At 71.9% G+C, this 21,075-nt stretch carries 21 protein-coding genes; 13 read left to right on the top strand and 8 right to left on the bottom strand.

The genetic code is table 11. The features are described 5' to 3' along the window. Positions 1 to 38: 38 nt before the first annotated feature. On the bottom strand, positions 39 to 1,112 hold the full coding sequence (locus tag KBY96_RS09170) for a glycosyltransferase (RefSeq protein ID WP_254979054.1): 1,074 nt from the start codon (positions 1,110 to 1,112) through the stop codon (positions 39 to 41). A gap of 62 nt (positions 1,113 to 1,174) precedes the next feature. Between KBY96_RS09170 and KBY96_RS09165 the strand changes: the two genes are divergently transcribed. Continuing rightward, positions 1,175 to 1,984, top strand: coding sequence for a hypothetical protein (locus KBY96_RS09165; RefSeq protein WP_254979053.1), 810 nt, complete (start codon positions 1,175 to 1,177; stop codon positions 1,982 to 1,984). A gap of 1 nt (position 1,985) precedes the next feature. On the opposite strand, the gene KBY96_RS09160 is transcribed toward KBY96_RS09165, so the two are convergent. Further along, on the bottom strand, positions 1,986 to 2,267 hold the full coding sequence (locus tag KBY96_RS09160) for an EF-hand domain-containing protein (protein ID WP_254979052.1): 282 nt from the start codon (positions 2,265 to 2,267) through the stop codon (positions 1,986 to 1,988). Positions 2,268 to 2,348: 81 nt separating this feature from the next. Here KBY96_RS09160 and KBY96_RS09155 point away from each other — a divergent pair, with 81 nt between their 5' ends. The 3 genes from KBY96_RS09155 to KBY96_RS09145 all read left to right on the top strand — a co-directional run bounded on the left by KBY96_RS09155 (position 2,349) and on the right by KBY96_RS09145 (position 4,779). Next, entirely contained in the window at positions 2,349 to 3,074 is a 726-nt protein-coding gene (locus KBY96_RS09155) for a response regulator (protein WP_254979051.1), read from the top strand. After that, entirely contained in the window at positions 3,052 to 4,362 is a 1,311-nt protein-coding gene (locus KBY96_RS09150) for an ATP-binding protein (RefSeq protein WP_254979050.1), read from the top strand. The genes KBY96_RS09155 and KBY96_RS09150 overlap by 23 nt, the downstream gene beginning before the upstream one ends. Positions 4,363 to 4,479: 117 nt before the next feature. Next, complete coding sequence (locus tag KBY96_RS09145) at positions 4,480 to 4,779, top strand: glycine zipper 2TM domain-containing protein (RefSeq protein WP_254979049.1); 300 nt, start codon at positions 4,480 to 4,482, stop codon at positions 4,777 to 4,779. Here KBY96_RS09145 and KBY96_RS09140 read toward each other — a convergent pair. Then, complete coding sequence (locus tag KBY96_RS09140) at positions 4,776 to 5,645, bottom strand: NAD(P)-dependent oxidoreductase (RefSeq protein WP_254979048.1); 870 nt, start codon at positions 5,643 to 5,645, stop codon at positions 4,776 to 4,778. The genes KBY96_RS09145 and KBY96_RS09140 overlap by 4 nt on opposite strands. A 12-nt stretch (positions 5,646 to 5,657) precedes the next feature. Further along, complete coding sequence (locus KBY96_RS09135) at positions 5,658 to 6,863, bottom strand: phosphoglycerate kinase (protein ID WP_254979047.1); 1,206 nt, start codon at positions 6,861 to 6,863, stop codon at positions 5,658 to 5,660. Between the two features lie 109 nt (positions 6,864 to 6,972). On the opposite strand from KBY96_RS09135, the gene KBY96_RS09130 reads away from it, so the two are divergent. The 3 genes from KBY96_RS09130 to KBY96_RS09120 are packed head-to-tail and all read left to right on the top strand — an operon-like array spanning position 6,973 to position 9,265. Beyond that, a complete protein-coding gene (locus KBY96_RS09130; protein ID WP_254979046.1) occupies positions 6,973 to 7,344 on the top strand; it encodes a universal stress protein in 372 nt (123 codons plus the stop codon). After that, complete coding sequence (gene ylqF, locus KBY96_RS09125) at positions 7,344 to 8,306, top strand: ribosome biogenesis GTPase YlqF (RefSeq protein ID WP_254979045.1); 963 nt, start codon at positions 7,344 to 7,346, stop codon at positions 8,304 to 8,306. The genes KBY96_RS09130 and ylqF overlap by 1 nt, the downstream gene beginning before the upstream one ends. Beyond that, complete coding sequence (locus KBY96_RS09120; protein ID WP_254979044.1) at positions 8,303 to 9,265, top strand: RluA family pseudouridine synthase; 963 nt, start codon at positions 8,303 to 8,305, stop codon at positions 9,263 to 9,265. The genes ylqF and KBY96_RS09120 overlap by 4 nt, the downstream gene beginning before the upstream one ends. Positions 9,266 to 9,268: 3 nt before the next feature. Here the strand turns inward: KBY96_RS09120 and KBY96_RS09115 are convergent, their stop codons facing one another. Continuing rightward, positions 9,269 to 10,870 (bottom strand): ABC transporter ATP-binding protein, encoded by a 1,602-nt coding sequence (locus KBY96_RS09115; protein WP_254979043.1) that lies wholly within the window; start codon positions 10,868 to 10,870, stop codon positions 9,269 to 9,271. Between the two features lie 125 nt (positions 10,871 to 10,995). Here KBY96_RS09115 and KBY96_RS09110 point away from each other — a divergent pair, with 125 nt between their 5' ends. The 3 genes from KBY96_RS09110 (at position 10,996) to KBY96_RS09100 (ending at position 15,340) form a co-directional block, all read left to right on the top strand. After that, the gene (locus KBY96_RS09110) at positions 10,996 to 13,344 is read left to right on the top strand and encodes a bifunctional (p)ppGpp synthetase/guanosine-3',5'-bis(diphosphate) 3'-pyrophosphohydrolase (protein ID WP_254979042.1); all 2,349 of its coding nucleotides are present in this window, start codon (positions 10,996 to 10,998) and stop codon (positions 13,342 to 13,344) included. A gap of 201 nt (positions 13,345 to 13,545) precedes the next feature. Further along, positions 13,546 to 15,027, top strand: coding sequence for a YdiU family protein (locus tag KBY96_RS09105; protein ID WP_254979041.1), 1,482 nt, complete (start codon positions 13,546 to 13,548; stop codon positions 15,025 to 15,027). 124 nt (positions 15,028 to 15,151) lie between these two features. Then, positions 15,152 to 15,340 (top strand): hypothetical protein, encoded by a 189-nt coding sequence (locus KBY96_RS09100; RefSeq protein WP_254979040.1) that lies wholly within the window; start codon positions 15,152 to 15,154, stop codon positions 15,338 to 15,340. Positions 15,341 to 15,385: 45 nt separating this feature from the next. Here KBY96_RS09100 and KBY96_RS09095 read toward each other — a convergent pair whose 3' ends face one another. Next, positions 15,386 to 15,877, bottom strand: coding sequence for a DUF2062 domain-containing protein (locus KBY96_RS09095; RefSeq protein ID WP_254979039.1), 492 nt, complete (start codon positions 15,875 to 15,877; stop codon positions 15,386 to 15,388). Here KBY96_RS09095 and mnmE point away from each other — a divergent pair. Then, on the top strand, positions 15,876 to 17,255 hold the full coding sequence (gene mnmE / locus KBY96_RS09090; protein WP_254979038.1) for a tRNA uridine-5-carboxymethylaminomethyl(34) synthesis GTPase MnmE: 1,380 nt from the start codon (positions 15,876 to 15,878) through the stop codon (positions 17,253 to 17,255). The genes KBY96_RS09095 and mnmE overlap by 2 nt on opposite strands. Before the next feature lie 21 nt (positions 17,256 to 17,276). Here the strand turns inward: mnmE and KBY96_RS09085 are convergent, their stop codons facing one another. Then, positions 17,277 to 18,848, bottom strand: coding sequence for an NCS2 family permease (locus KBY96_RS09085; RefSeq protein WP_254979037.1), 1,572 nt, complete (start codon positions 18,846 to 18,848; stop codon positions 17,277 to 17,279). Positions 18,849 to 18,934: 86 nt separating this feature from the next. On the opposite strand from KBY96_RS09085, the gene KBY96_RS09080 reads away from it, so the two are divergent. Together KBY96_RS09080 and nadC are read left to right on the top strand one after the other, a co-directional pair. Next, the gene (locus KBY96_RS09080; RefSeq protein ID WP_254979036.1) at positions 18,935 to 19,477 is read left to right on the top strand and encodes a TerB family tellurite resistance protein; all 543 of its coding nucleotides are present in this window, start codon (positions 18,935 to 18,937) and stop codon (positions 19,475 to 19,477) included. Positions 19,478 to 19,503: 26 nt separating this feature from the next. Next, positions 19,504 to 20,355 (top strand): carboxylating nicotinate-nucleotide diphosphorylase, encoded by an 852-nt coding sequence (nadC, locus tag KBY96_RS09075; RefSeq protein ID WP_254979035.1) that lies wholly within the window; start codon positions 19,504 to 19,506, stop codon positions 20,353 to 20,355. 17 nt (positions 20,356 to 20,372) lie between these two features. On the opposite strand, the gene KBY96_RS09070 is transcribed toward nadC, so the two are convergent. Further along, positions 20,373 to 21,038: an NAD(P)H-dependent oxidoreductase gene (locus tag KBY96_RS09070; protein ID WP_254979034.1), complete on the bottom strand. Its 666-nt coding sequence runs from the start codon at positions 21,036 to 21,038 to the stop codon at positions 20,373 to 20,375. Positions 21,039 to 21,075: the final 37 nt, after the last annotated feature.

The following is a 21,075-nucleotide window of genomic DNA, read 5'->3' as shown; positions in this document are numbered from 1 at the left end:
GAGCTGGTCTGAGACGGCCGGGCGGCGGCCTCCGGCCTTCAGGCCAGCTCCACCAGCAGGGTCGCCAGGCGCCGGTCGGCGTCGCGCACGGCCAGTTGCTCCATGCCCGCGCCCATGGCCGTGAGCGGATCGGCGGCCGGGGCGACGCCCCGCAGCCGCGGCCCCAGCAGCCTCCAGATCGCCCGCTCCAGGGTGGGCTGGTCGGGCGCATGTTCGGCCACGATCACCGCCGCCCCCAGCCGGGCCGCAGCCTGGGCGTTGGCGTCCTGGTGGCGGTCGGCCGCCGCCGGATAGGGCACCAGGATCGCCGGGGTGCCGCACACGGCCAGCTCGCTCAGGGCCCCGGCGCCGGACCGGCTGATGGCCAGGTCGGCGCGCTGCAGCAGGCCGGCCAGCTCAGCGCAGAAGGGCCGCTCCACCACCCCCGGCGGCAGGGGGCCGCCCGCCTCCGGGTCCTGGCGGCCGGTGAGGTGCACCACGCGCACACCCTCGGCGCTGAGCCGCCCCAGCAAGGGGCGGAGCATGCGGTTCAGCCCCACCGCTCCCTGGCTGCCGCCCATCACCAGCAGCAGGGGCCCGGGACCCTCCGGCAGCCAGTGGGGGGCGGGTGTGGGCTCCAGAAACTCCCGGCGCACCGGCGTGCCGGTGACCAGCGGCCGGCAGCGGGGCAGCCGCGCGGCGGCGTCGTCCAGCCCCACCGCCACGCGGGTGCACAGCCGCCCCAGCAGCCGCGTCACCCGGCCCGGCACGGCGTTGCTGTCGTGCAGCACCACCGGCACGCCGCACCAGCGGGCCGCCAGGATCGCCGGTGCGGCGATGTAGCCCCCGCTGCTGAACACCACGTCGATGCGTTCGCGCCGGATCAGCCGCCGCACACTGCCGATCGCCCTGAGCAGCCGCAGCAGGTTGAGCAGCTTGCGCAGTCCGCGCCCCTGCAGCCCCCCGGCGCGCACGGTGTGCAGGGGGTAGCGGCTGGGCACCAGCTCCCGCTCCAGCCGATCCGGCACCCCCAGCCAGAGCACATCCCAGCCTCTGGGCAGAGCCTCGGCCACCGCCAGGGCTGGAAACAGGTGGCCACCGGTGCCGCTGGCGGCGACAAGGAGCCTGGGCATGGATGGCGCTCTCGAGCGCGCCTAACTTAAAAGCGCTTTCTCCAAGCGCTTCCTGCAGGCCCATGCGGCGTTTCCGCTTCCTCTCCAAACACCGCTTGCCCCTGGCGCAGACCGCCGTCCGGGCCACCACCGCTACTGCCAGAGCCGCTGCCCTTGCCGCTGGGGCCGCGCTCTTGCTCATCGCGGCCCTGCCCGCTCGGGCGGCGGCCCCCTCCCCCCAGCAGCTCCAGGCCCTGGAAGCGGCCTTCAACGGCCAGGGTGATCTGGCCCCGCTGCTGCAGGAGGGGCCGGGCCTCGACCCGGCGGCGGTGCAGGCGCGCCGGCAGCAGCTGCTCAGCCGCTTCCCCGACGCCCGCTGGCAGCTGAGTCCAGGCCCCGAGCTGCCGGGCGGGCGGCCGACGGTGCTGGTGCAGGTGCGTGGCAGCCGGGAGGACGGCCCCCTGCGCTTCCGCCTGGAGGCCGAACAGCAGCTTTTGCTGGAGAGCGACGGACGCCGCATCAACGGCCAGACCGTGCTGCGTGAGCAGGCGCTGCTGCGCAGCGGTGCTGTCGATCTGCCGGTGACCCTGCTGATCCCCGACGCCGTGCTCACCGGTCAGCGCTACGACGTGGACGTGATCGTGGATGAGCCCCTCGATGGGGCGATCCTGGCCGGCGGCATCGCCGACATCACGGGCGACCAGGTGGCGGCGCTTGACAGTCCCTCCCTGCGCATCGGCGCCCTCGGCGGTGGCGGCCTGTTCCGGGTGGTGCGGGCGCCTCTCAATCCCGGCGAGCAGACCTGGGCGGTGCTGCTCGTGCATCCCGACGGCCTGGTGAGCGCCAGCAAGCGGGTGCGGGTGGTGGCCGAGCGCGAGCAGCTGCAGCCCTGATTCAGCGCAGATCAGCGGGCACCAGGTAGCCCTTGCCGTCCTGGTCGAGGCGGTCGAAGTGCCGCTGCAGATAGCGGTTGCGGCTGGCTTCCTGGCGATCGAGACGGCCGTCGCCGTTGCTGTCCAGCTGGCGGAGCAGACGCTCCATCCGCCGCTGGTAGTGCTCCTGCTCATTGGCCAGCGCCGCCGGCAGCCCCTCCACGGCCAGTGATGGGGTGGGGAAGACCACCCCCGCCAGGCCAGCCATCAGGGCGCCTGCGATCGCTCTTGTGAAGCTGTTCATGACGTCAGGCTATGCAGCGCCTGCGGGGCCTTTGTGGCCAACTCCCAGGCAAGCTGTGACCGGATCTTTCCGGTGGAGCTGATGGCAGCGGGCCAGCGCATCTGGGTGGTCGATGACGACCCCGAACTGCGCAAGATGGTGGGCACCTACCTCACCGACCAGGGCTACGACGTGCGCTGCCTGGCCAACGGGGAACAGCTGCTGGCCCGCCTGGCCGGCCAGCGGCCTGATCTGCTGGTGCTCGACCTGATGCTGCCCGGCGACGACGGCCTCACCCTGCTGCGCCGGTTGCGCGACGGCGGCGATGACCTGCCGGTGGTGATGCTCACCGCCAAGGGCGATGCGGTGGATCGGATCATCGGCCTGGAGCAGGGGGCCGACGACTACCTGGCCAAGCCGTTCCTGCCCCGGGAGCTCACGGCGCGCATCGAGGCGGTGCTGCGCCGCCGGGTGGCCCTGCCGGCCGGCACCCCGCTGGCGGAGGGAGAGCGGATCAGCATCGGTGAGCAGGTGCTGGATCTGGGCGCCCGCACCCTGGAGTGCGACGGCGCGGTGTCCGTGCTCACCTCAGGGGAGTTCGCTCTGCTGGCGGCGTTTGTGCAGCACCCGCACCGGCCCCTGTCTAGGGAGCGGCTGGTGGAGCTGGCCCGCGGGCCCGACTCGCTCACCGACAGCCGCAGCATGGATGTGCAGGTGTCGCGGCTGCGCAAGCTGGTGGAACCTGATCCCGCCCGCCCCCGCTACCTGCAGACGGTGTGGGGCTATGGCTACGTGTTTGTTCCCGATGGCCAGCCTCGCAGCCGTTAGGTCGGCCCTGCGCTACGGCCTGCCTGGCCTGGGGGTGGCCCTGCTCGCTTCGGTCCAGCTGCAGGTGCTGCTGGCGGAGCGCCTGCAGCGCGACCGGATTGCCCAGCAGGGGCCGGAGGTGCTGTTCCAGCTGCGGCTGGCCGAGCTGGCCCTCGACCGTCTGCCGCCCGCCAAGCTGGCCCGGCTCAGTGGCCTGCCCCTGCGGGTGGGGGCGACTCCGCCCACCCGCCGCGACCGTGCCCTGGAGGACCAGGCGGCGTTGTTGCGCCAGGAGCTCTGCCCGGGGGCCGAGCCCTGCCCCACGGTGCTGCCGGCGGCAGGCCCCCTGCGGGGGGTGTGGGTGGAGGTGCTGGCGCCCCTGGATCCGGTGTGGTTGCTGGTGCCGATTCCTCCCGTGCGCCCCTGGCCGCCGGATCCCTGGCTGCTGCTGGTGGGCCTGGGCCTGGGCACCGGCACAGCCCTGCTGCTGTTCTTCTGGTGGGAGGTGCAGCGGCCGTTGCTGCAGCTTCAGCAGGCTCTGGCACGGGTGGGCCAGCACCAGTGGCCCGGCCTGCAGCGCGAGCGCGGCACGGCGATGGTGCGGCAGCTCACCGGCCGCTTCAACGCCACGGTGCAGCGCCTGCAGGCCGCCGAACGGGAGCGGGCCGTGATGCTGGCGGGCATCGCCCACGACCTCAAGAGTCCGATCACCCGGTTGCGATTTCGCCTCAGCCTGGCCGATCTGCCGGCTCCCGATCTGCGCCAGGCGGAGGCCGACCTGGCGGCCATGGAGCGCATCACCGGCCAGTTCCTGCTGTTCTCCGGTGGCGGTGACAACGAGGCTGCCGTGGCCGTGCCGCTCGAGCAGCTGCTCGCCGAGCAGGCGGCCGGGCTGGATGCCGCTCAGCTGGAGCTCGATCTGGAGCCCCTGGAGCGGGTGGTGCAGCCGGTGGCCTTGGCCCGTGCCGTAGCCAATCTAATCGACAACGCCCGCAGCCATGGCGCACCGCCGCTGCGTCTGCAGCTGCGGGCTGCCGAGCCGGCGGGAGAGGGCTTCCGGATCGTGCTCTGGGATGGCGGCACGGGCATTGCGGCTGAGCAGTGGGATCAGGCCCTGATGCCGTTTCAGCGCCTCGATGCCGCCCGGGGCGGCAGCGGCCACTGCGGCCTGGGCCTGGCGATCGCCGCCCGGGTGGCCCGGGCCCATGGCGGCCAGCTGGAGCGGCTGGAGGGCGATGCCGCCGGCGCCAGGCGGTTTGGCATCGCCCTGCAGGGACGTTCGATCGGCCCGGCCCAGGGCCAGTCGTAGAGCGGCGGTTGGTCTTCTGGACGCATTTGGTCACAGCTTGGGCCCGGTTCAGTTGCACCTCACCGGCTCGGTGCGCGAAGAGTTGAGGGGTGCCAGCTCAGTTGCTTCCTCAATCCCATGCGTGCTGCTCTGCTTCCTCTCGCCCTGGTGGCCCTGGCCCTGCCGGCTCCGGCCCTGGCCTTTCCCTACGGCTCCCAGCCCATCCAGGCCTACGACGTCCCCCAGCCCCTGGCTGCCGAGGGCAGTGCACCGCGCGCCTGCAATCCGGCCCTCCCGGTGCTGGGAGCGGTGTTCGGCGGCACCGTGGGCACCCTGATGGCCAGCGGTTCCAGCAAACGCCGCCGCAACCGCCGCTGGACCCTGCCGCTGGGTGCGGCGGCAGGAGGCCTGTTCGGCGGTGCGGTGTCGGGCTGCTAGTCGGTGTCCCGGGTGAACCAGCGGGCCAGGGCCGACACGTCGTCATCGCCATGGCCCGCTGCCAGCAGCGCGTCCTCCATGGCGGCCACCAGCTGGCTCACGGGGAGCTCCAGCCCAACGGCCGCGGCTGATTCCAGGGCAATGGCCAGGTCCTTGCGGTGCAGGGCCAGCCGGAATCCCAGCGGGAAGTGGCCGTCGAGCATGGTGCCGGCGCGATGGTCGAGGGCCCAGGAGCCGGCGGCGCCGGCGGCCAGGGCCTCCCGCACCTGGGCCATCGGCAGCCCCAGCCTCTGGCCCAGGGCCATGGCCTCGGCCACCGCCGCATAGCTGCCGGCCACCAGCACCTGGTTCACGGCCTTGGCCTGCTGCCCGGCGCCCACCGGCCCCAGGTGGGTGATGCGGCTGCCCACCACCTCCAGCAGTGGCCGGGCCCGCTCCAGATCGCTGCTGGAGCCCCCCACCAGCACCGACAGGCTGCCGGCCCGGGCGCCTTCGGTGCCACCGGTCACCGGGGCGTCGATGTAGCCCACCTGCCGGCGGGCCAGATCCACGGCCAGGGCCTGGCTGGTGCTCGGGGCGATGGTGGAGAAATCCACCACCAGGCTGCCGCCGGCCAGCTTGGGGCCCACGGTCTCCAGCACGGCCCGCACGGCGGCGTCATCACTGAGGCACAGGCAGATCAGCCCGGCTCCGGCCACCGCTGCCGGCGCTGAGGCGGCGCTGGTGGCCCCGGCGGCCACCAGCGCCGCTTCCGGGCCCGGGCTGCGGTTGTGCACCGCGAGCCGCACTCCCGCCCGGGCCAGGTTGGCGGCCATCGGCGCACCGAGGGCCCCCAGCCCGAGGAAGGCGACGGCGGAACCGGCCATGGCTGGGGTGGCTCAGGCCTCGTCGAGGGCTGCCACGCCGGGCAGCACCTTGCCCTCAAGCAGCTCCAGGCTGGCGCCGCCGCCGGTGGAGATGTGGCTCATCTGCTCGGCCACGCCCACCTTCTCCACGGCGGCCACGGAGTCGCCACCGCCGATGATCGTGCAGCAGCCCTTGCCGCTCAGCTCGGCCAGGGTGTGGGCGATGCCGTTGGTGCCGGCGGCGAAGGCGTCGAACTCGAACACGCCCATGGGGCCGTTCCAGATCACGGTCTTGCAGTCGGCCAGGGCTTCCTGGAAGGCCTTGATCGAGTCGGGGCCGATGTCGAGGCCCATCCAGCCATCGGGGATGGCGTCGATCGACACGGTCTGGCTGTTGGCGTCGGGGGCGAAGGTGTCGGCCAGCACCACATCGGTGGGCAGCAGCAGCTGCACGCCCTTGGCGGCCGCCTTGGCCTCGAGCTCCTTGGCCAGCTCAAGTTTGTCCTCTTCCACCAGGCTCTTGCCCACCGCCAGGCCGCGAGCTTTGTAGAAGGTGAAAATCATGCCGCCGCCGATCAGTACCTTGTCGCACTTGTCGATCAGGGCCTCAAGCACGCCGATCTTGGAGCTCACCTTGGAGCCGCCCACGATCGCGGCCAGGGGACGCTTGGGCTCGTCGATGGCGCCCTGCAGGTACTGCAGTTCCTTCTCCATCAGGTAGCCGGCCACGCTGGGGCTGAGGGCCTTGGTGACGCCCTCGGTGGAGGCGTGGGCCCGGTGGGCGGCACCGAAGGCGTCGTTCACATACACATCGGCCAGGGCGGCGAGCTGGGCTGCGAAGCCGGGGTCGTTCTTCTCCTCCTCGGCGAAGAAGCGCACGTTTTCCAGCAGCACCACATCGCCCTCGGCCATGGCGGCCACCTTGGCCTCGGCGTCGGGGCCGATGCAGCTGTCGGTCTTCACCACGGTCTTGCCCAGCAGCTCGCTGAGGCGGGCGGCCACGGGGGTGAGGCGCATGGCCTCGTTCACCTGGCCCTTGGGACGGCCGAAGTGGGCCGCCAGGATCACCTTGGCGCCCTTGCCGCTGAGGTCGTTGATCGTGGGCAGGGCGGCGCGGATGCGGGTGTCGTCGGTGATGGCGCCGGCGTCGTCGAGCGGCACGTTGAAGTCAACCCGCACCAGCACCCGTTTGCCGCGAAGGTCGTCGACGCTGAGGCTGGAGAGGGATCGCTTCGCCATGGGACGCGTTTGGGATTGGGGATAAACGGGCGGGAGCTTAGCCCGCACCGCGTCGTTCAGACTGAACCCCTGCCCGGCACCACCTGGATGGAGCCGAGCCCCGCCAGCGATGTTCAAAACCGTTCTGTTTCCAATCGACCGCAGCCGTCAGGCCATGGACACGGCCGCGGTGGCCCTGCAGCTCGTGCAGCAGCACGGCAGCCGGCTGGTGCTGCTCTCGGTGGTGGAGTCTGGTGACGACGAACCCGCCGTGGCCCAGCTGCTGGAGCAGGCCCGCGGCAGCTTCCAGCAGGCCGGCGTGGCCTGTGAGGTGATCGAGCGCGAGGGCAAGGCCGCCTTCGTGATCGGCGATGTGGCCGATGAGATCGACGCCGATGTAATCGTGATGGGCACCCGCGGCATCGCCCTCGAGAGCGATCAGCAGAGCACTGCGGCGCGGGTGATCCAGCTGGCCCCCTGCCCCGTGCTGGTGGTGCCCTGATGGGCGATTCCGCCGCCGTTTCGCCGTCCCCTGAGCCGTCCACGGGGCTGAGCGTCAACGCGCCGGCGATCCAGTGGTATCCCGGACACATCGCCAAGGCCGAGCGGGCCCTGCGCGCCGCCCTGGCGAAAGTGGACCTGGTGATCGAGGTGCGCGATGCCCGCATCCCCCTGGCCACCGGCCACCCGCGCCTGCAGCGCTGGATCGGCAGCCGCCAGCACCTGCTGGTGCTGAACCGGGTTGACATGATTCCGGCTCCGCTGCGGGCCGAGTGGACGGACTGGTTCCGGGCCCGCGGCCAGGCCCTGCTGTGGTGCGATGCCAAGGCCGGCACCGGCGTGAAGCAGCTGCAGCAGGCGGCGATCCGCAGCGGTGAGGCCCTCAACGCCCGCCGTCTCTCGCGGGGGATGCGGCCGCGGTCGGTGCGGGCCCTGATGCTGGGCTTTCCCAATGTGGGCAAGTCGGCCCTGATCAACCGTCTGGTACGCCAGAAGGTGGTGGAGAGCGCCCGTCGCGCCGGCGTCACCCGCAGCCTGCGCTGGGTGCGCCTGGGTCAGGATCTCGACCTGCTCGATGCCCCCGGCGTGTTGCCGCCGCGGCTGGACGACCAGCTGGCGGCCCTGCGTCTGGCCCTCTGCGACGACATCGGCCAGGCGGCCTACGACTCCGAGGCGGTGGCCGTGGCCTTCATCGCCCTGCTCAGCGCCTTGGAGGCGCTGCCGGCGGCAGGCGTGACGGCCGGCCTGCTGGAGCGGCGCTATGGCATCGCCCTTGGAGCGCTCAGCAGTGGCGCCCCCGACGCCGAGGTTTGGCTGGCGGAGGCGGCCGAGCGCCACACCAGCGGCGACACGCTGCGGATGGCCACCAAGCTGCTCGACGACTTCCGCTGCAGCCGGCTGGGGGCGATCGCCTTAGAGCTGCCGCCCCTGCCGTCCCCGCTGCCCCTGCCAGCGGCGCCATGAGCGGCTTCGCCGAGGGCGAGGGCGAGCTGCTCACGCTCACCTATGCCAAGCCGTTGCCGATGCGGCTCGATCGCTGGCTGGTGAGCCAGCGGCCGGAGCAGAGCCGCGCCCGCATCCAGAAGTTCATCGATGCCGGTTATGTGCGCGTCAACGGCGTCACCGGCCGGGCCAAGACACCCCTGCGCCCCGGGGACGGCGTGGAGCTGTGGATGCCGCCACCCGAGCCCCTGCCCTATCTGGTGGCTCAGCCGATCCCGCTGGATGTGCTCTACGAGGATTCGCACCTGATCGTGCTCAACAAGCCCGCCGGCCTCACCGTTCATCCGGCCCCGGGGAACCGGGACGGCACCCTGGTGAACGGCCTCCTGCACCACTGCCCGGATCTGCCGGGCATCGGCGGCGAGCTGCGGCCCGGCATCGTGCACCGCCTGGACAAGGACACCACCGGCTGCATCGTGGTGGCCAAGAGCCAGGAGGCGCTGGTGAAGCTGCAGGTGCAGATCCAGACGCGCATCGCCTCCCGGGAGTATCTGGCGGTGGTGCACGGTCAGCCGGCGGCCGATGCCGGCACGATCGTGGGGGCGATCGGCCGCCATCCGGTGGATCGCAAGAAATATGCGGTGGTGAGCGACGGCAGCGGCCGCCACGCCCGCACCCACTGGCGGCTGGTGGAGCGCCTGGGCGACTACGCCCTGCTGCGCTTCAAGCTCGACACCGGCCGCACCCACCAGATCCGGGTGCACTGCGCTCACATGAACCACCCGATCGTGGGCGACCCGATGTACTCCCGCTGCCGCCGGCTGCCCCTGGAGCTGCCCGGCCAGGCTCTGCACGCCGTGGAGCTGGCGCTGAACCATCCGATCAGCGGCGAGCGCCTGGTGTGCGAGGCGCCCCTGCCGCCGGTGGTCACGGCTCTGCTGGAGCGGTTGCGCCGCCGCGGCCAGCCCCAGCGTTCGTGACCATCAGGCCAGGGCCGGCAGCCGCGGGCAGGCCTCCACCAGCTGCCGCGTGATCGCCGCCTGGGGCCGGCGCAGCAGGGCAGCGCCGGGGCCCTCCTCCACGATGCGGCCGCCGTCGAGCACGATCACGCGGTGGCAGAAGCCGCTGGCCACCGCCAGGTCGTGGGTCACGAACAGCATCCCCAGCCCCAGGCGGGTCTGGAGATCGCGCAGCAGCTGCAGCACGTCCGCCTGCACCTCGGCATCGAGCATGCTCACGCTCTCGTCGCAGAGCAGCACCTTCGGCTCCAGGATCAGGGCGCGGGCGATCGCCACCCGCTGCTGCTGGCCGCCGGAGAGCTGACGCGGCAGGCGGTTCTCAAATGCTTCCGGAGGCGTCAACCCCACCGCCGCCATGCCCTGGCGGGCGCGCTCGCGGGCGGCGCTGCGGCTGGCCAGGCCATGGATCAGCAACGGATCGGCGATCGCGTCGCCCACGCGCATCTGGGGGTTGAGGCAGGCCAGCGGGTCCTGGAACACCATCTGAATGCCGCGCCGGACGCGGCGCAGGCTGCCGCCCCGCAGCTGCTGCAGGTCTGCCCCCTCCAGGCGCACGGCGCCGCCCCGCACCGGCGCCAGCCCCATCAGCGCCCGGCAGAGGGTGCTCTTGCCGCAGCCGGAGGCGCCCACCAGGCCGATGGTCTCGCCCTGCTGCAGGTTGAGGCTGACGCCATCCACCGCCTTCAGCCACTGGCGCTGCCAGGGCAGGCCCGGCAGCGGATGCCAGCAGCGCAGTGCCTCGATCTCCAGCAGCAGCGGCGCCGCAGCCGGGGCCTGGCTCTCGCTGCCCTCGCGCTCCCGCGCCTTGGCCACGAGCCGCCGGGCCAGGGCTGATCGCGGCGCGGTGAGCAGCTGCCGGGCCGGGGCGCGCTCGATCAGCCGGCCCTCATCGAGCACGGCGATCTGGTCACACCAGCGCCCCGCCATGGCCAGGTCGTGGCTGATCAGCAGCAGGGCGCTGCCGGCTTCGCGGCAGAGGCCCGTGAGCTCGGCCATCACCTGGCCGGCCACCGCCACATCCAGGCTGGTGGTGGGCTCATCGGCGATCACCAGCGGCGGATTGAGGGCCATGGCCAGGGCGATCGCCAGCCGTTGGCGCATGCCACCGCTGAACTCGTGGGGATAGCTGCCATAGCGGTCCACGCCGATCCCCACCCGCCCCAGCAGCTCTTCGGCCCGCTGGCGCAGCTGTCTGCGGCCCCAGCCGGGGCGATGGGCCCGCAGGGTGTCGGCCAGGTGGTCGCCGATGGTGAGCAGCGGGTTGAGCCGTGTCATCGGGTCCTGGAACACCAGCCCCACCGCCTCCCCGCGCAGGCGGCGCAGGGCCGGTCGCCGCAGGCTGCGCGGATCGCGCCCCGCCAGCAGCAGCTCGCCGCTGCAGGCGCTGCCCTCCGGCAGCAGCTGCAGGGCCGCCCGCGCCACCGTGCTCTTGCCGCAGCCCGAGGGCCCCACCAGGGCCAGGGTCTCGCCGGGGTTGAGGCACAGATCAAGGCCGTCGAGGGTGGGCCGCTCACACTGGGGATAGGTCACCCGCAGCTGGCGCAGGCTGAGCACGGGCTCGGTCATCAGCGGGAATCGGACTGGGACATGAACAACGGCCTGTGCGGATTCGTCCCCGAGTGTCGCTGGCTGCATACGATGAAGCCACTCCGCAGGACCCCATGCTCCGGGCGGCCACCGATCTGAATCCGATGGCGGATTCCACCGCGGTCCTGGCCCCGGAGCAGAGCGTGCTGGCCACGCAGCGGTCTTCTGCCCCATCCCCCGCCGTCGGCCCTGGCCTGGGACGGCGGCCGATCCACAGCCCCGCCGACTACGGCGTGCCGCTGCCCGAGTGGTTGCAGCGCTGTATCGAGCATGTGCCCCCCGGCAGCGGCCAGTGCTGTCCCACCGACGCCGAGGCCCTGCTGGCCTCGGCGTTTGACTTTGCCTTCCAGCTGCACCAGGGCCAGTACCGGGCCACCGGCGAGCCCTACATCATCCATCCGGTGGCCGTGGCGGATCTGCTGCGCGACATCGGCGCCAGCGCCGCGGTGATCGCCGCCGGCTTCCTCCACGACGTGGTGGAGGACACCGACGTGACCCCCGAGCAGCTCGAGGAGCACTTCGGGGCGGAGGTGCGGGCCCTGGTGGAGGGTGTCACCAAGCTCGGTGGTCTGCACTTCACCAACAAGACCGAAGCCCAGGCCGAAAATCTCCGGCGCATGTTCCTGGCCATGGCCAGCGACATCCGCGTGGTGTTGGTGAAGCTGGCCGACCGGCTGCACAACATGCGCACCCTCGCTGCCCTCAAGAGCGAGAAGCAGCAGCGCATCGCCCGCGAAACCCGCGAGATCTACGCCCCCCTGGCCAACCGCCTGGGCATCGGCCGCTTCAAGTGGGAGCTGGAGGATCTGGCCTTCAAGATCCTGGAGCCCGAGGCCTACCGCGACGTGCAGCAGCAGGTGGCCAGCAAGCGCAGCGACCGGGAGGAGCGCCTGAGGGTCACGGTGCAGCTGCTGCGCGACCGGCTCGCGGGCATGGGTCTGGCCGATTGTGAGGTGAGCGGCCGCCCCAAGCACCTCTTCGGCATCTGGAGCAAGATGCAGCGCCAGCAGAAGGCCTTCCACGAGATCTACGACGTGGCGGCCCTGCGCATCATCTGCCCCGGCCTGGAGGGCTGCTACCGGGCCCTGGCGGTGGTGCACGACACCTTCCGGCCGATTCCCGGCCGTTTCAAGGACTACATCGGCCTGCCCAAGCCCAACGGCTACCAGTCGCTGCACACGGCGGTGATCGGCCGCCACCGCCCGATCGAGGTGCAGATCCGCACCGCCGACATGCACCAGGTGGCCGAATACGGCATCGCCGCCCACTGGAAATACAAGGAGGGCGGCTCACCCGCCGCCTCCGGAGCCGATGCCGAGCGCTTCAACTGGTTGCGCCAGCTGGTGGACTGGCAGAAGGACGACGGCGGCGAGGACAGCAGCGACTTCCTGCGCTCGATCAAGGAAGACCTCTTCGATGAGGAGGTGTTCGTATTCACCCCCAGAGGGGATGTGCTGGGGCTGCGCAAGGGCTCCACGGCTGTGGATTTTGCCTATCGGATCCACTCGGAGGTGGGCAATCACTGCCAGGGGGTGCGCATCAACGACCGCCTCTGCCCCCTGGCCACGCCGCTGCAGAACGGCGATTTCGTGGAGGTGATCACCAGCAAGAACGCCCACCCCAGCCTCGACTGGCTGAACTTCGTGGCCACCCCCACGGCCCGCAACCGGATCCGCTCCTGGTACAAGAAGAGCCACCGCCACGAGAACATCCAGCGCGGCACCGATCTGCTGGAGCGGGAGCTGGGCCGCGATGGCTTTGATGCCCTGCTCAACGGCGAGGCGATGGAGCGGGTGGCGCGTCGCTGCAACCTGGTGGGCACCGACGATCTGCTGGCGTCCCTCGGCTTCGGTGGGGTGACCCTGCATCAGGTGCTCAACCGCCTGCGCGAGGAGCTGCGCCTGGCCAGTTCGGCCGCGGCAACGCCCCTCAGCAACGCGGAGCTGGCCCGCAATGTCTCAGCCCAGGGCGAGCTGGCCGCGTCCCGGCCGGCGGTGCATGGCAGCGACAGCCCGATCCTGGGGCTGGAGGGGCTCGACTACCGCCTGGGCGGCTGCTGCAGTCCCCTGCCCGGGGAGCCGATCCTGGGGGCCGTGGCCCTGGGCAACCATGGCATCACCATCCACCGCCAGGACTGCGCCAATGTGGCTCAGGTGCCGGCCCAGCGCCGCCTGCCGGTGCGCTGGAATCCGGCGCTGGAGCAACCGCGCCGCTACCCGGTGCAGCTGCGCATCGAGGTGCTCGATCGGGTGGGCGTGCTCAAGGACATCCTCACCCGCCTCTCCGATCACCGCATCAACGTGAGCGATGCGCGGGTGCGCACCACCCCCGGCAAACCGGCCCGCATCGACCTGCGCGTGGAGCTGGAGAGCTCCACCCAGCTGGCAGCGACGCTCAACCAGATCCGCTCGATGGCCGACGTGCTCGACATCGCCCGCACGGGCGTGGGTTGAGAGCGCCTGTGCCGGCCGACCGGAGGCGGCCCACCAGCTGAGCGGGCGGCCCCACAAGCCTCTGACGCCAGCTCATCGGCTCCGTCGCGGCAGCCGCACCCCCAGCCGGCGGCCACTCTCCTTAGGGTCGCCGAATCCTGGCGTGTCATGCGGCTGCACTGGTGTGCCAGGCGGCTGCAGCGGTGGGCACGTCCTTCTGTGATGACCAGCACCCCCGCCATCGCCAACCCCCTGCTGGGCCTGCCCTTCGAGCCCGCCGTGGAGGGTCTGGGTCCCGACTACTGGGATGTGGTGGAGGCGGCCCGCTTTCCCCGCACCCAGCTGCGCTTCCGCAACGACGCGCTGCTGCGGCAGCTGGGTGTGGATCCAGGCGCCATCAGTGACGCCGACGTGGAGGCCGCCTACGGCCGCTTCGAGGCGCGCACACCACTGCTGGCCCTGCGCTACCACGGCTACCAGTTCGGTCACTACAACCCCCAGCTCGGTGACGGCCGCGGTTTTCTCTACGGCCAGCTGCGCGATCGCCACGGCCAGCTGCAGGACCTCGGCACCAAGGGCAGCGGCACCACTCCCTGGAGTCGCGGCGGCGATGGCCGCCTCACCCTCAAGGGTGGCGTGCGCGAGATCATCGCCAGTGAGGCCCTGCAGCGCCTCGGGGTCACCACCAGCCGCACCCTGACGCTGATCGAAACCGGCGAAGACCTCTGGCGCGGCGATGAGCCCTCCCCCACCCGCAGCGCGGTGATGGTGCGCCTGGCCCGCACCCACCTGCGCTTCGGCACCTGCGAGCGGCTGCGTTACCTGCGTCAGCCCGATCGCCTGGAGCGCCTGCTGCGCCACGTGGTGGCCCACCACTACCCGGAGGTGGCCGCCTCCGGCAACAGCGAGCCCCAGCTGCTGGCCTTCTACGGCGAGCTGGTGGAGCGGGTGGCCAGGCTCACCGCCGCGTGGATGGCGGCCGGCTTCACCCACGGGGTGCTCAACACCGACAACATGTCGCTGGCCGGCGAGAGCTTCGACTACGGCCCGTTCGCCTTCCTGGAGCAGTGGGATCCACGCTTCACGGCGGCCTATTTCGATCACAGCGGCCTCTACGCCTACGGCCAGCAGCCGGCGATCACCCATCACAACCTGCGCCTGCTGCAGGAGCCCCTGGCGATGCTGCTGCCCCGGGCTGAGCTGGAGGCGCGGCTGGAGCGCTTCGCGCCCGTCTACAACGCCCACTACCAGGCCCTGCTGCTGCGCCGTCTGGGGCTGATCGCCACGCTGCCCACCGAGCCTGCCGCCAGCAACCCCGCTACGGCGGCCGCCGCAACCCATCTGCCCGATCCGGTGCCCGCCACCCTGCAGCTGCTCGCCGCCTGGCCGGTGGGCTACGGCAGCTTCTTCTCGGCCCTGGCCGCCACCGTCCACGCCGGCGGTGTGCCCGACGACCCCGAAGCCCTGGCGCCCTTTGTGAGCGGGGCCCCCGAGCCCCCCCGCGACCGCTGGCTGGCCTGGCGTGAGGCCTGGTGGGCCTGCAGCCGCCGGCAGGAGCCCAGCCGGATCAGCGCCAGCCTGCAGCGCTGGAACCTGCCCGACGTGCCGATCCGTGCGGTGATCGAGCGGATCTGGGAGGCGATTGATCAGCGCGACGACTGGCAGCCGCTGCACGCCTGGCTGCAAGGGGTGCGGCTGGATTGAGGGCGCCCGGGTGAGGCTGCCCGGGTGAGGGTCTGCCCACACAGGCCCGGCGGGCCGTGCTTTCCACGACAGCGGCCCGGGGCCAACCGGTCTACACAGGGCCCATCGATTTCTTTGCGCAGCCATGACCTCCGACCAGGCGGCCCGCTTGATTGACGACACCCTGGCCCTGGTGCACCACCGGCTCCAGGCCCTGCAGACCCAGGCCCTCGGACCTGAACAGCAGGCCCTGGCGGCCGAATTCCGTGAATGGCGCCATCCCCCCGGTGGCCAGATCGACCTGATGGTGTTCCCCGGTCTGGCCAATCCCTGATGCCGATGGCTGAGGGTTGCCGTTGAACCTGGCGCCAACCGGCGTTCAGCTGCCCTGGCGGCCCTGCTGCCGCTCCAGCCACAGCCAGAAGCAGCCGCCACCGACGGCGCTGGCCACCAGACCCATCAGGGTGGATCCGATCAGCAGCCGGCTGGCCACGCTCCAGCCCAGCTCGCTCAGGCTCTCGGCCCGCAGGGCTCCCATCCCCGGCCAGTCCTTGCTCGGGCCGATCAGCCAGCTGCCCAGCCGGTAGTTGAACCAATAGAGCGGCACGTAGGTGAGCGGGTTGCTGATCCAGGTGCCGGCTGCCGCCAGCAGGTGATTGCCGCGCACCAAGGAGGCCAGGGCCACCCCCAGCAGCGTCTGCAGCCCGAAAAACGGGAAGCAACCGCAGAAGATGCCAGCCGCCAGACCCCGGGCCCGCTGGCCGTGGCTGCCCTCCTGGGCCCACAGCCAGGCCAGGAGGCCGCGTGCCCGCACCAGCAGGCGCTGCAGCAGCGCGGGCAGGGGTGAGCTGCGGGGCTGAAATGGGGGCATGAACGCCACGGACACCATCGCTGCCATCGCCACGGCTGTGGCACCAGGTGAGGGCAGCATCGCGATCGTAAGAATCTCCGGTCCCGACGCGGAGGCGATCGGCCGGCGGCTGTTTCAGGCCCCGGGTGGCCAGCTGTGGGAGAGCCACCGGGTGCTCTATGGCCACGTGCTCGATCCGGCTAGCGGTGAGCGGGTGGACGAGGCGCTGCTGCTGCTGATGAAGGCACCGCGCAGCTTCACCCGCGAAGACGTGGTGGAACTGCACGGCCACGGCGGACTGGTGGCGGTGCGGCGGGTGCTCGAGCTGGTGCTGGCGGCCGGTGCCCGCCTTGCGCTGCCCGGGGAATTCAGCCAGCGGGCCTTTCTCAATGGCCGCCTTGATCTCACCCGCGCCGAGGCGATCGGCGAGATGGTCACGGCCCGCAGCCGCCGTGCCGCCCAGCTGGCCATGGCCGGCATCGATGGCGGCCTGCAGCGTCGGCTCACGGCCCTGCGCCACCGCCTGCTCGATCAGCTGGCGGAGCTGGAGGCGCGGGTGGATTTCGAGGAGGATCTGCCCCCCCTCGATGGCCAGGCCGTGGTGGCCGAGCTGGCGGCGGTGCGCGGGGAGCTGGAGCGGCTGGTGGTGGAGGCGCGCCAGGGGGAGTTGCTGCGCGAGGGGCTGCGGGTGGCGATCGTGGGCCGGCCCAACGTGGGTAAGAGCAGCCTGCTCAACCTGCTCAGCCGGCGCGAACGGGCAATCGTGACCGATCTGCCCGGCACCACCCGCGACCTGCTGGAGAGCGAGCTGGTGCTCGAAGGGGTGCCCCTCACCCTGCTGGACACCGCCGGCATCCGCTCCACCGGCGACCGGGTGGAGCAGCTCGGCATCGCCCGCAGCCGCGAGGCCCTGGCCGCCGCCGATGCGGTGCTGCTGCTGTTCGATCTGAGCATGGGCTGGACCGCCGAGGACGCGGCCCTGCGGGCTTTGGTGCCGGCCGCTGCGGTGCTGCTGGTGGCGGGCAACAAGGCCGACGCCGCCGGCCTGCCGGCGGGACTGGTGGGGCCGGGTGAGGCGGCCGGCAGCCCCGCCGATGTGCGCTTCAGCGCCCTCACCGGCGACGGCCGGGAGGTGCTGGTGGCCGAACTGCTGCGCCGCTGTGGCGCTGGCCCGGTCGAGGGCCTGCAGGTGGCCCTCAACGCCCGTCAGCGCCAGTTGGCCGCTGCTGCCGCCGAGGCCCTCGGGCGCAGTCTCGAGGCCGCCGCCCAGCAGCTGCCCTGGGACTTCTGGACGATCGATCTGCGCGCCGCGGTGCGGGCTCTGGGTGAGATCACCGGCGAGGAGGTGAGCGAGGCGGTGCTGGATCGGGTGTTCGCCCGCTTCTGCATCGGCAAATAGCACCCTGGGCAGGCAGCAGGCTCAGCTCTGGCGGCGGAGGCTGCCCCGGGCCGCCAGGAACACCAAGGCCATCGCCCCGTAGCCCAGGGCCCAGGGCCCACCCACGCCCCAGCCCAGGTGCACCACGGTGTCGGCGCTGGTGAACTGCCAGGCGTGGATCACGCCGAACCAGGCCAGCACGGCGGCGATGCCGGCGCAGGCCGCAGCCGCCAGCAGCCGGGCCTCAATCAGATATACGAGCATGCTGGCCAGCAGCATTGCCGCCACGATCTGCCCCTGCTCGAGGGCAAAGGCCCCGGCGGCCCACACGTCGGCCTGGGCCAGGGGCTGCAGCAGCGCCGGCCCGAATGGATTGGCGGCGGTGCCACTGCCGCCGGCCCGCAGCCCCGCCTTGAGCATCAGCGCCCCCCAGCCCGCCAGCCCCGGCAGCATCCCCAGCGCCACCGCCGGGGCGTGGCGGCGGGGGGTGGCCTGGAAGGCCTGGGCGGCGATCACCAGGCCGATGTAGAGCACGATCGCCATGCCGGCTTCGATCGGCACCAGCTGGCCGATCACCCCGAACAGCCCCAGCAGGCAGGCCGCCCCCATCACCAGGCCGTTGAGCCAGGAGTAGCCGATCCGGGCCCCCATCGCCTTGCAGCCGGGATGGCCGATGTAGATGGTGGTGGGGAAGCAGGAGCCCAGGCTGGCGGCGGCCAGGGTGCCGATGCCGTTGATCAGCATCGAGCTGCGCACGGGATAGCGATCCCCCGCCACCTCGGCGCTCTCCAGGTTCTGGAGGGAGCCGATCACGTTGAACAGGCCCATCGGCACGATCACCCCCAGCCAGGGCAGCAGCTGGCCCCGGGCCTGCCAGAGCTGCCCCAGCCGCAGTTGGGGCAGCCGTAGGCCGATCAGGGCAGTGTTGGTCTGCCATTGCTCCGGATCCAGGCTTGTGAGGCCGGTGGCCCAGGCCAGCACAACGCCCAGCAGCACCGCCACCAGGCCGGCCGGCAGCGGCCAGCGCACCGGCGCGTAGTAGCCCACCAGGATCACCGCCAGCACCGCCAGACCCACCACGGGCTGGGCGTAGGTGCGCAGCAGGAAGCCCAGGGCGATGTAGCCCAGGGCAATCCCGGCCAGGGTGGAGAGCAGGGCCGCCCGGGGCAGCCAGCGCCGCAGCGGTTCGGCCATGAAGGCTCCGGCCGTCTCGATCAGGCCCGAGCCCAGACAGGCGATCAGCCCCGCCTGCCAGGAGAGGGTCACCGCCTCGGCCTCGCCCAGGCCCTGGCCCAGGGCGGTGAGCTTCACCGGCAGCATCACCAGAAACACGAAGGCGAACAGGCTCACCGTGTTGATGCCGTAGGGCAGGGCGGTGCGGTCGTCGCGCCCCTCCTGCCGGGCCAGGGCAAAGGCCTGGCGGGCATAGGCCCCGTTGCCCACCACCAGGCTCACGCCCAGGGCCGGCAGGATCGTGCCGAACACCAGGCTGTCGGGGTAGCCGAGCACGCCGCGGCAGAGACCCATCACCAGCAGGATCTGGATCAGGTTGTTGAGTCCCAGCCCCAGAAAGCCATCCAGGTCGCCCGGGGTCCACCAGCGCGGTTGGGGCATGACCAGAGCCGATGGCAGGGCCCCAGGCTCGCATTCAGGTGCGCCCACAATGGGGGCCTGACGCAGGGGCGCTCCGTCCCATTCCAATGCCCAGCGACCCCACCCCCAGCACTCCCCTCGCCAGCCTCAAGCCGTCCCAGCGGGCCCTGCTGCGCATCGTCTGCTGGGTGGCCTGGGCTGATGGCGATTTCGCCGAGGAGGAGCGCACCCTGCTGCAGCAGGTTGTGGCCCGCACCCTGGCGCCGCTCAACACGGCCGAGGATCCGGCCCTGGCCGTTTCCAGCCTGGCGGCGGAGAACCTCCAGCCGGTGGACGTGGAGCAACTGGTGGCCGACTTGGAGGGGGCCGATGGGCGCCAGCAGGCCGTGAAGCTGGCGGTGCTGATGATGGGTGCCAACCAGCGTCCCCAGGATGACGCTGCGGTGAACCCGGCCGAAAAGAGTGCCTACCGGCGGCTGCTGGCCGCCCTCGCCCTGCCGGAGGCAACGGTGCAGGAGGCGGAGTGGGCGGCTCGCCAGGAGCTGCAGCGGCCCCGCAGCCTGGGGGAGCTGATCTCCGAAACCCTGGCCGGTTTTGGTGCCTGGCCGGCCCAGAGCGACACGGATCTCCCCTTGGGCTACTGGCTGTGACGCCCGCGACCCCGGCGCACCCCCAGTTGCCCTTCACGCCCGCGCTGGAGCAGCAGCTGCGGGCCTGGCTCAACGAAGACATCGGCCGCGGCGACCTCAGCGCCCCGGCCCTGGCTGGCCGCCGTGGTGCGGCCCAGTGGATCGCCCGGCAGGCCGGGGTGTTCTGCGGTGGCGTGCTCGCCGCGCCGCTGTTCGCCCTGCTCGATCCGGCCGTGGAGGTGCGGCTGCTGGTGGCCGACGGCGAGCTGCTGCGGCCCGATCAGCGGGTGCTGGAGCTGTGGGGTGAGGCCAGCGCCCTGGTGGCCGCTGAGCGCACCGCCCTCAACCTGGCCATGCGCCTGAGTGGCATCGCCACCGCCACCGCGGCCCTGGTGGCGCAGCTGGAGGGCACGGGGGTGGCCCTGGCCGACACCCGCAAGACCACGCCGGGTCTGCGGGTGCTGGAGAAGTACGCGGTGCGCTGCGGCGGCGGCCTCAACCACCGCCTCGGCCTCGATGACGCCGCCATGCTCAAGGAGAACCACCTGTCCTGGTCCGGCGGGGTGGCCCCGGCGCTGGCGGCGGTGCGGGCCCAGGCCCCCTGGCCGGCGCGGGTGATCGTGGAGGCCGAAACCGAGGCCGAGGCCCTGGCGGCGGTGCGGGCCGGGGCTGATGGCGTGCTGCTGGATGGCTTCAGTCCCGGCCAGCTGGTCGAGCTGGTGCCGCGGCTGCGGGAGCTGGCCGCCGGCGCCCCGGTGGTGCTGGAGGCCTCCGGCGTGGACCCTCAGGAGCTGCGCGCCTGCGCCGCCAGCGGGGTGGATCTGATCTCCACCAGCGCCCCGGTCACCCGGGCCCCCTGGCTGGATCTTTCGATGCGCTTCTCGCTGCCGCTGGCCTGAAGGATCAGCCTGAGGAATCAGCGGTGCTCGATGAGTTCGCTGGCCGGGTAGCGCACCTTGGCCAGGGTGGCGTACTTGTCCTCGGCGCTGCGGTAGCCGGCGGCGCACACCACCGCACTGCGGTAGGGCGAGGTTTCGAGCCCCAGGATGCGGTCGTAGTCGGGCGGGGAGAAGCCTTCGATCGGGCAGGTGTCCACCCCCAGCAGGGCCGCCGCCGTCATGAAGGTGCCCAGGGCGATGTACAGCTGGTTGCTGGCCCAGGTGGCGATCGTGGCGCTGCGGGGGCCGTGCACGAGATCCTTGGCCATCAGCTCCCGGTAGCCGGCCAGCTGCTCGGGCGCCACACCGCGGGTGTCGCTGGTGGCGCTGATCAGCCGCTCCAGGTCGGCCTCAGTGATCGACCGCTGGGCCAGGAACACCACCAGGTGGGAGGCGTCGGTGATCTGGCTCTGGTTCCAGGAGTGGGGCCGCAGTTCGGCGCGCAGGGCCGGATCGTCGATCACCAGGAACCTCCAGGGCTGCAGGCCGTAGGAGGACGGGGAGAGCACCAGGGTCTGCTCCAGGGCCGCCCACAGCTCGGGGGCAATGGGGCGATCGGCCGCAAAGGTCTTGGTGGCGTAGCGCCAGCGCAGGGCGCTGAGCAGGTCGTCGGGGGCCAGGGTGTCCTCAGGGGCCAGGGTCATGGTGGTGGGCCGGGGGCGGCGGTGGTGCCGGCGGCAA

It is taken from the genome of Cyanobium sp. ATX 6A2 (assembly GCF_024346355.1).
Lineage (GTDB): Bacteria > Cyanobacteriota > Cyanobacteriia > PCC-6307 > Cyanobiaceae > NIES-981.
Note: the sequence above shows the minus strand (reverse complement) of the source record. Positions and strands in the feature narration are given on the sequence as shown.

Bases quoted from the DNA above. Each gene is read 5' to 3' on its own strand.
- KBY96_RS09080 (WP_254979036.1), top strand. From the start codon at position 18,935: ATGCCCAGCGACCCCACCCCCAGCACTCCCCTCGCCAGCCTCAAGCCG.
- KBY96_RS09155 (WP_254979051.1), top strand. From the start codon at position 2,349: ATGGCAGCGGGCCAGCGCATCTGGGTGGTCGATGACGACCCCGAACTG.
- KBY96_RS09170 (WP_254979054.1), bottom strand. From the start codon at position 1,112: ATGCCCAGGCTCCTTGTCGCCGCCAGCGGCACCGGTGGCCACCTGTTT.
- KBY96_RS09165 (WP_254979053.1), top strand. From the start codon at position 1,175: ATGCGGCGTTTCCGCTTCCTCTCCAAACACCGCTTGCCCCTGGCGCAG.
- KBY96_RS09150 (WP_254979050.1), top strand. From the start codon at position 3,052: ATGGCCAGCCTCGCAGCCGTTAGGTCGGCCCTGCGCTACGGCCTGCCT.
- KBY96_RS09160 (WP_254979052.1), bottom strand. From the start codon at position 2,267: ATGAACAGCTTCACAAGAGCGATCGCAGGCGCCCTGATGGCTGGCCTG.
- KBY96_RS09100 (WP_254979040.1), top strand. From the start codon at position 15,152: ATGACCTCCGACCAGGCGGCCCGCTTGATTGACGACACCCTGGCCCTG.
- KBY96_RS09130 (WP_254979046.1), top strand. From the start codon at position 6,973: ATGTTCAAAACCGTTCTGTTTCCAATCGACCGCAGCCGTCAGGCCATG.
- KBY96_RS09105 (WP_254979041.1), top strand. From the start codon at position 13,546: ATGACCAGCACCCCCGCCATCGCCAACCCCCTGCTGGGCCTGCCCTTC.
- KBY96_RS09145 (WP_254979049.1), top strand. From the start codon at position 4,480: ATGCGTGCTGCTCTGCTTCCTCTCGCCCTGGTGGCCCTGGCCCTGCCG.
- KBY96_RS09110 (WP_254979042.1), top strand. From the start codon at position 10,996: ATGGCGGATTCCACCGCGGTCCTGGCCCCGGAGCAGAGCGTGCTGGCC.
- ylqF (WP_254979045.1), top strand. From the start codon at position 7,344: ATGGGCGATTCCGCCGCCGTTTCGCCGTCCCCTGAGCCGTCCACGGGG.
- mnmE (WP_254979038.1), top strand. From the start codon at position 15,876: ATGAACGCCACGGACACCATCGCTGCCATCGCCACGGCTGTGGCACCA.
- KBY96_RS09120 (WP_254979044.1), top strand. From the start codon at position 8,303: ATGAGCGGCTTCGCCGAGGGCGAGGGCGAGCTGCTCACGCTCACCTAT.
- KBY96_RS09085 (WP_254979037.1), bottom strand. From the start codon at position 18,848: ATGCCCCAACCGCGCTGGTGGACCCCGGGCGACCTGGATGGCTTTCTG.
- KBY96_RS09135 (WP_254979047.1), bottom strand. From the start codon at position 6,863: ATGGCGAAGCGATCCCTCTCCAGCCTCAGCGTCGACGACCTTCGCGGC.
- KBY96_RS09095 (WP_254979039.1), bottom strand. From the start codon at position 15,877: ATGCCCCCATTTCAGCCCCGCAGCTCACCCCTGCCCGCGCTGCTGCAG.
- KBY96_RS09115 (WP_254979043.1), bottom strand. From the start codon at position 10,870: ATGACCGAGCCCGTGCTCAGCCTGCGCCAGCTGCGGGTGACCTATCCC.
- KBY96_RS09140 (WP_254979048.1), bottom strand. From the start codon at position 5,645: ATGGCCGGTTCCGCCGTCGCCTTCCTCGGGCTGGGGGCCCTCGGTGCG.
- KBY96_RS09070 (WP_254979034.1), bottom strand. From the start codon at position 21,038: ATGACCCTGGCCCCTGAGGACACCCTGGCCCCCGACGACCTGCTCAGC.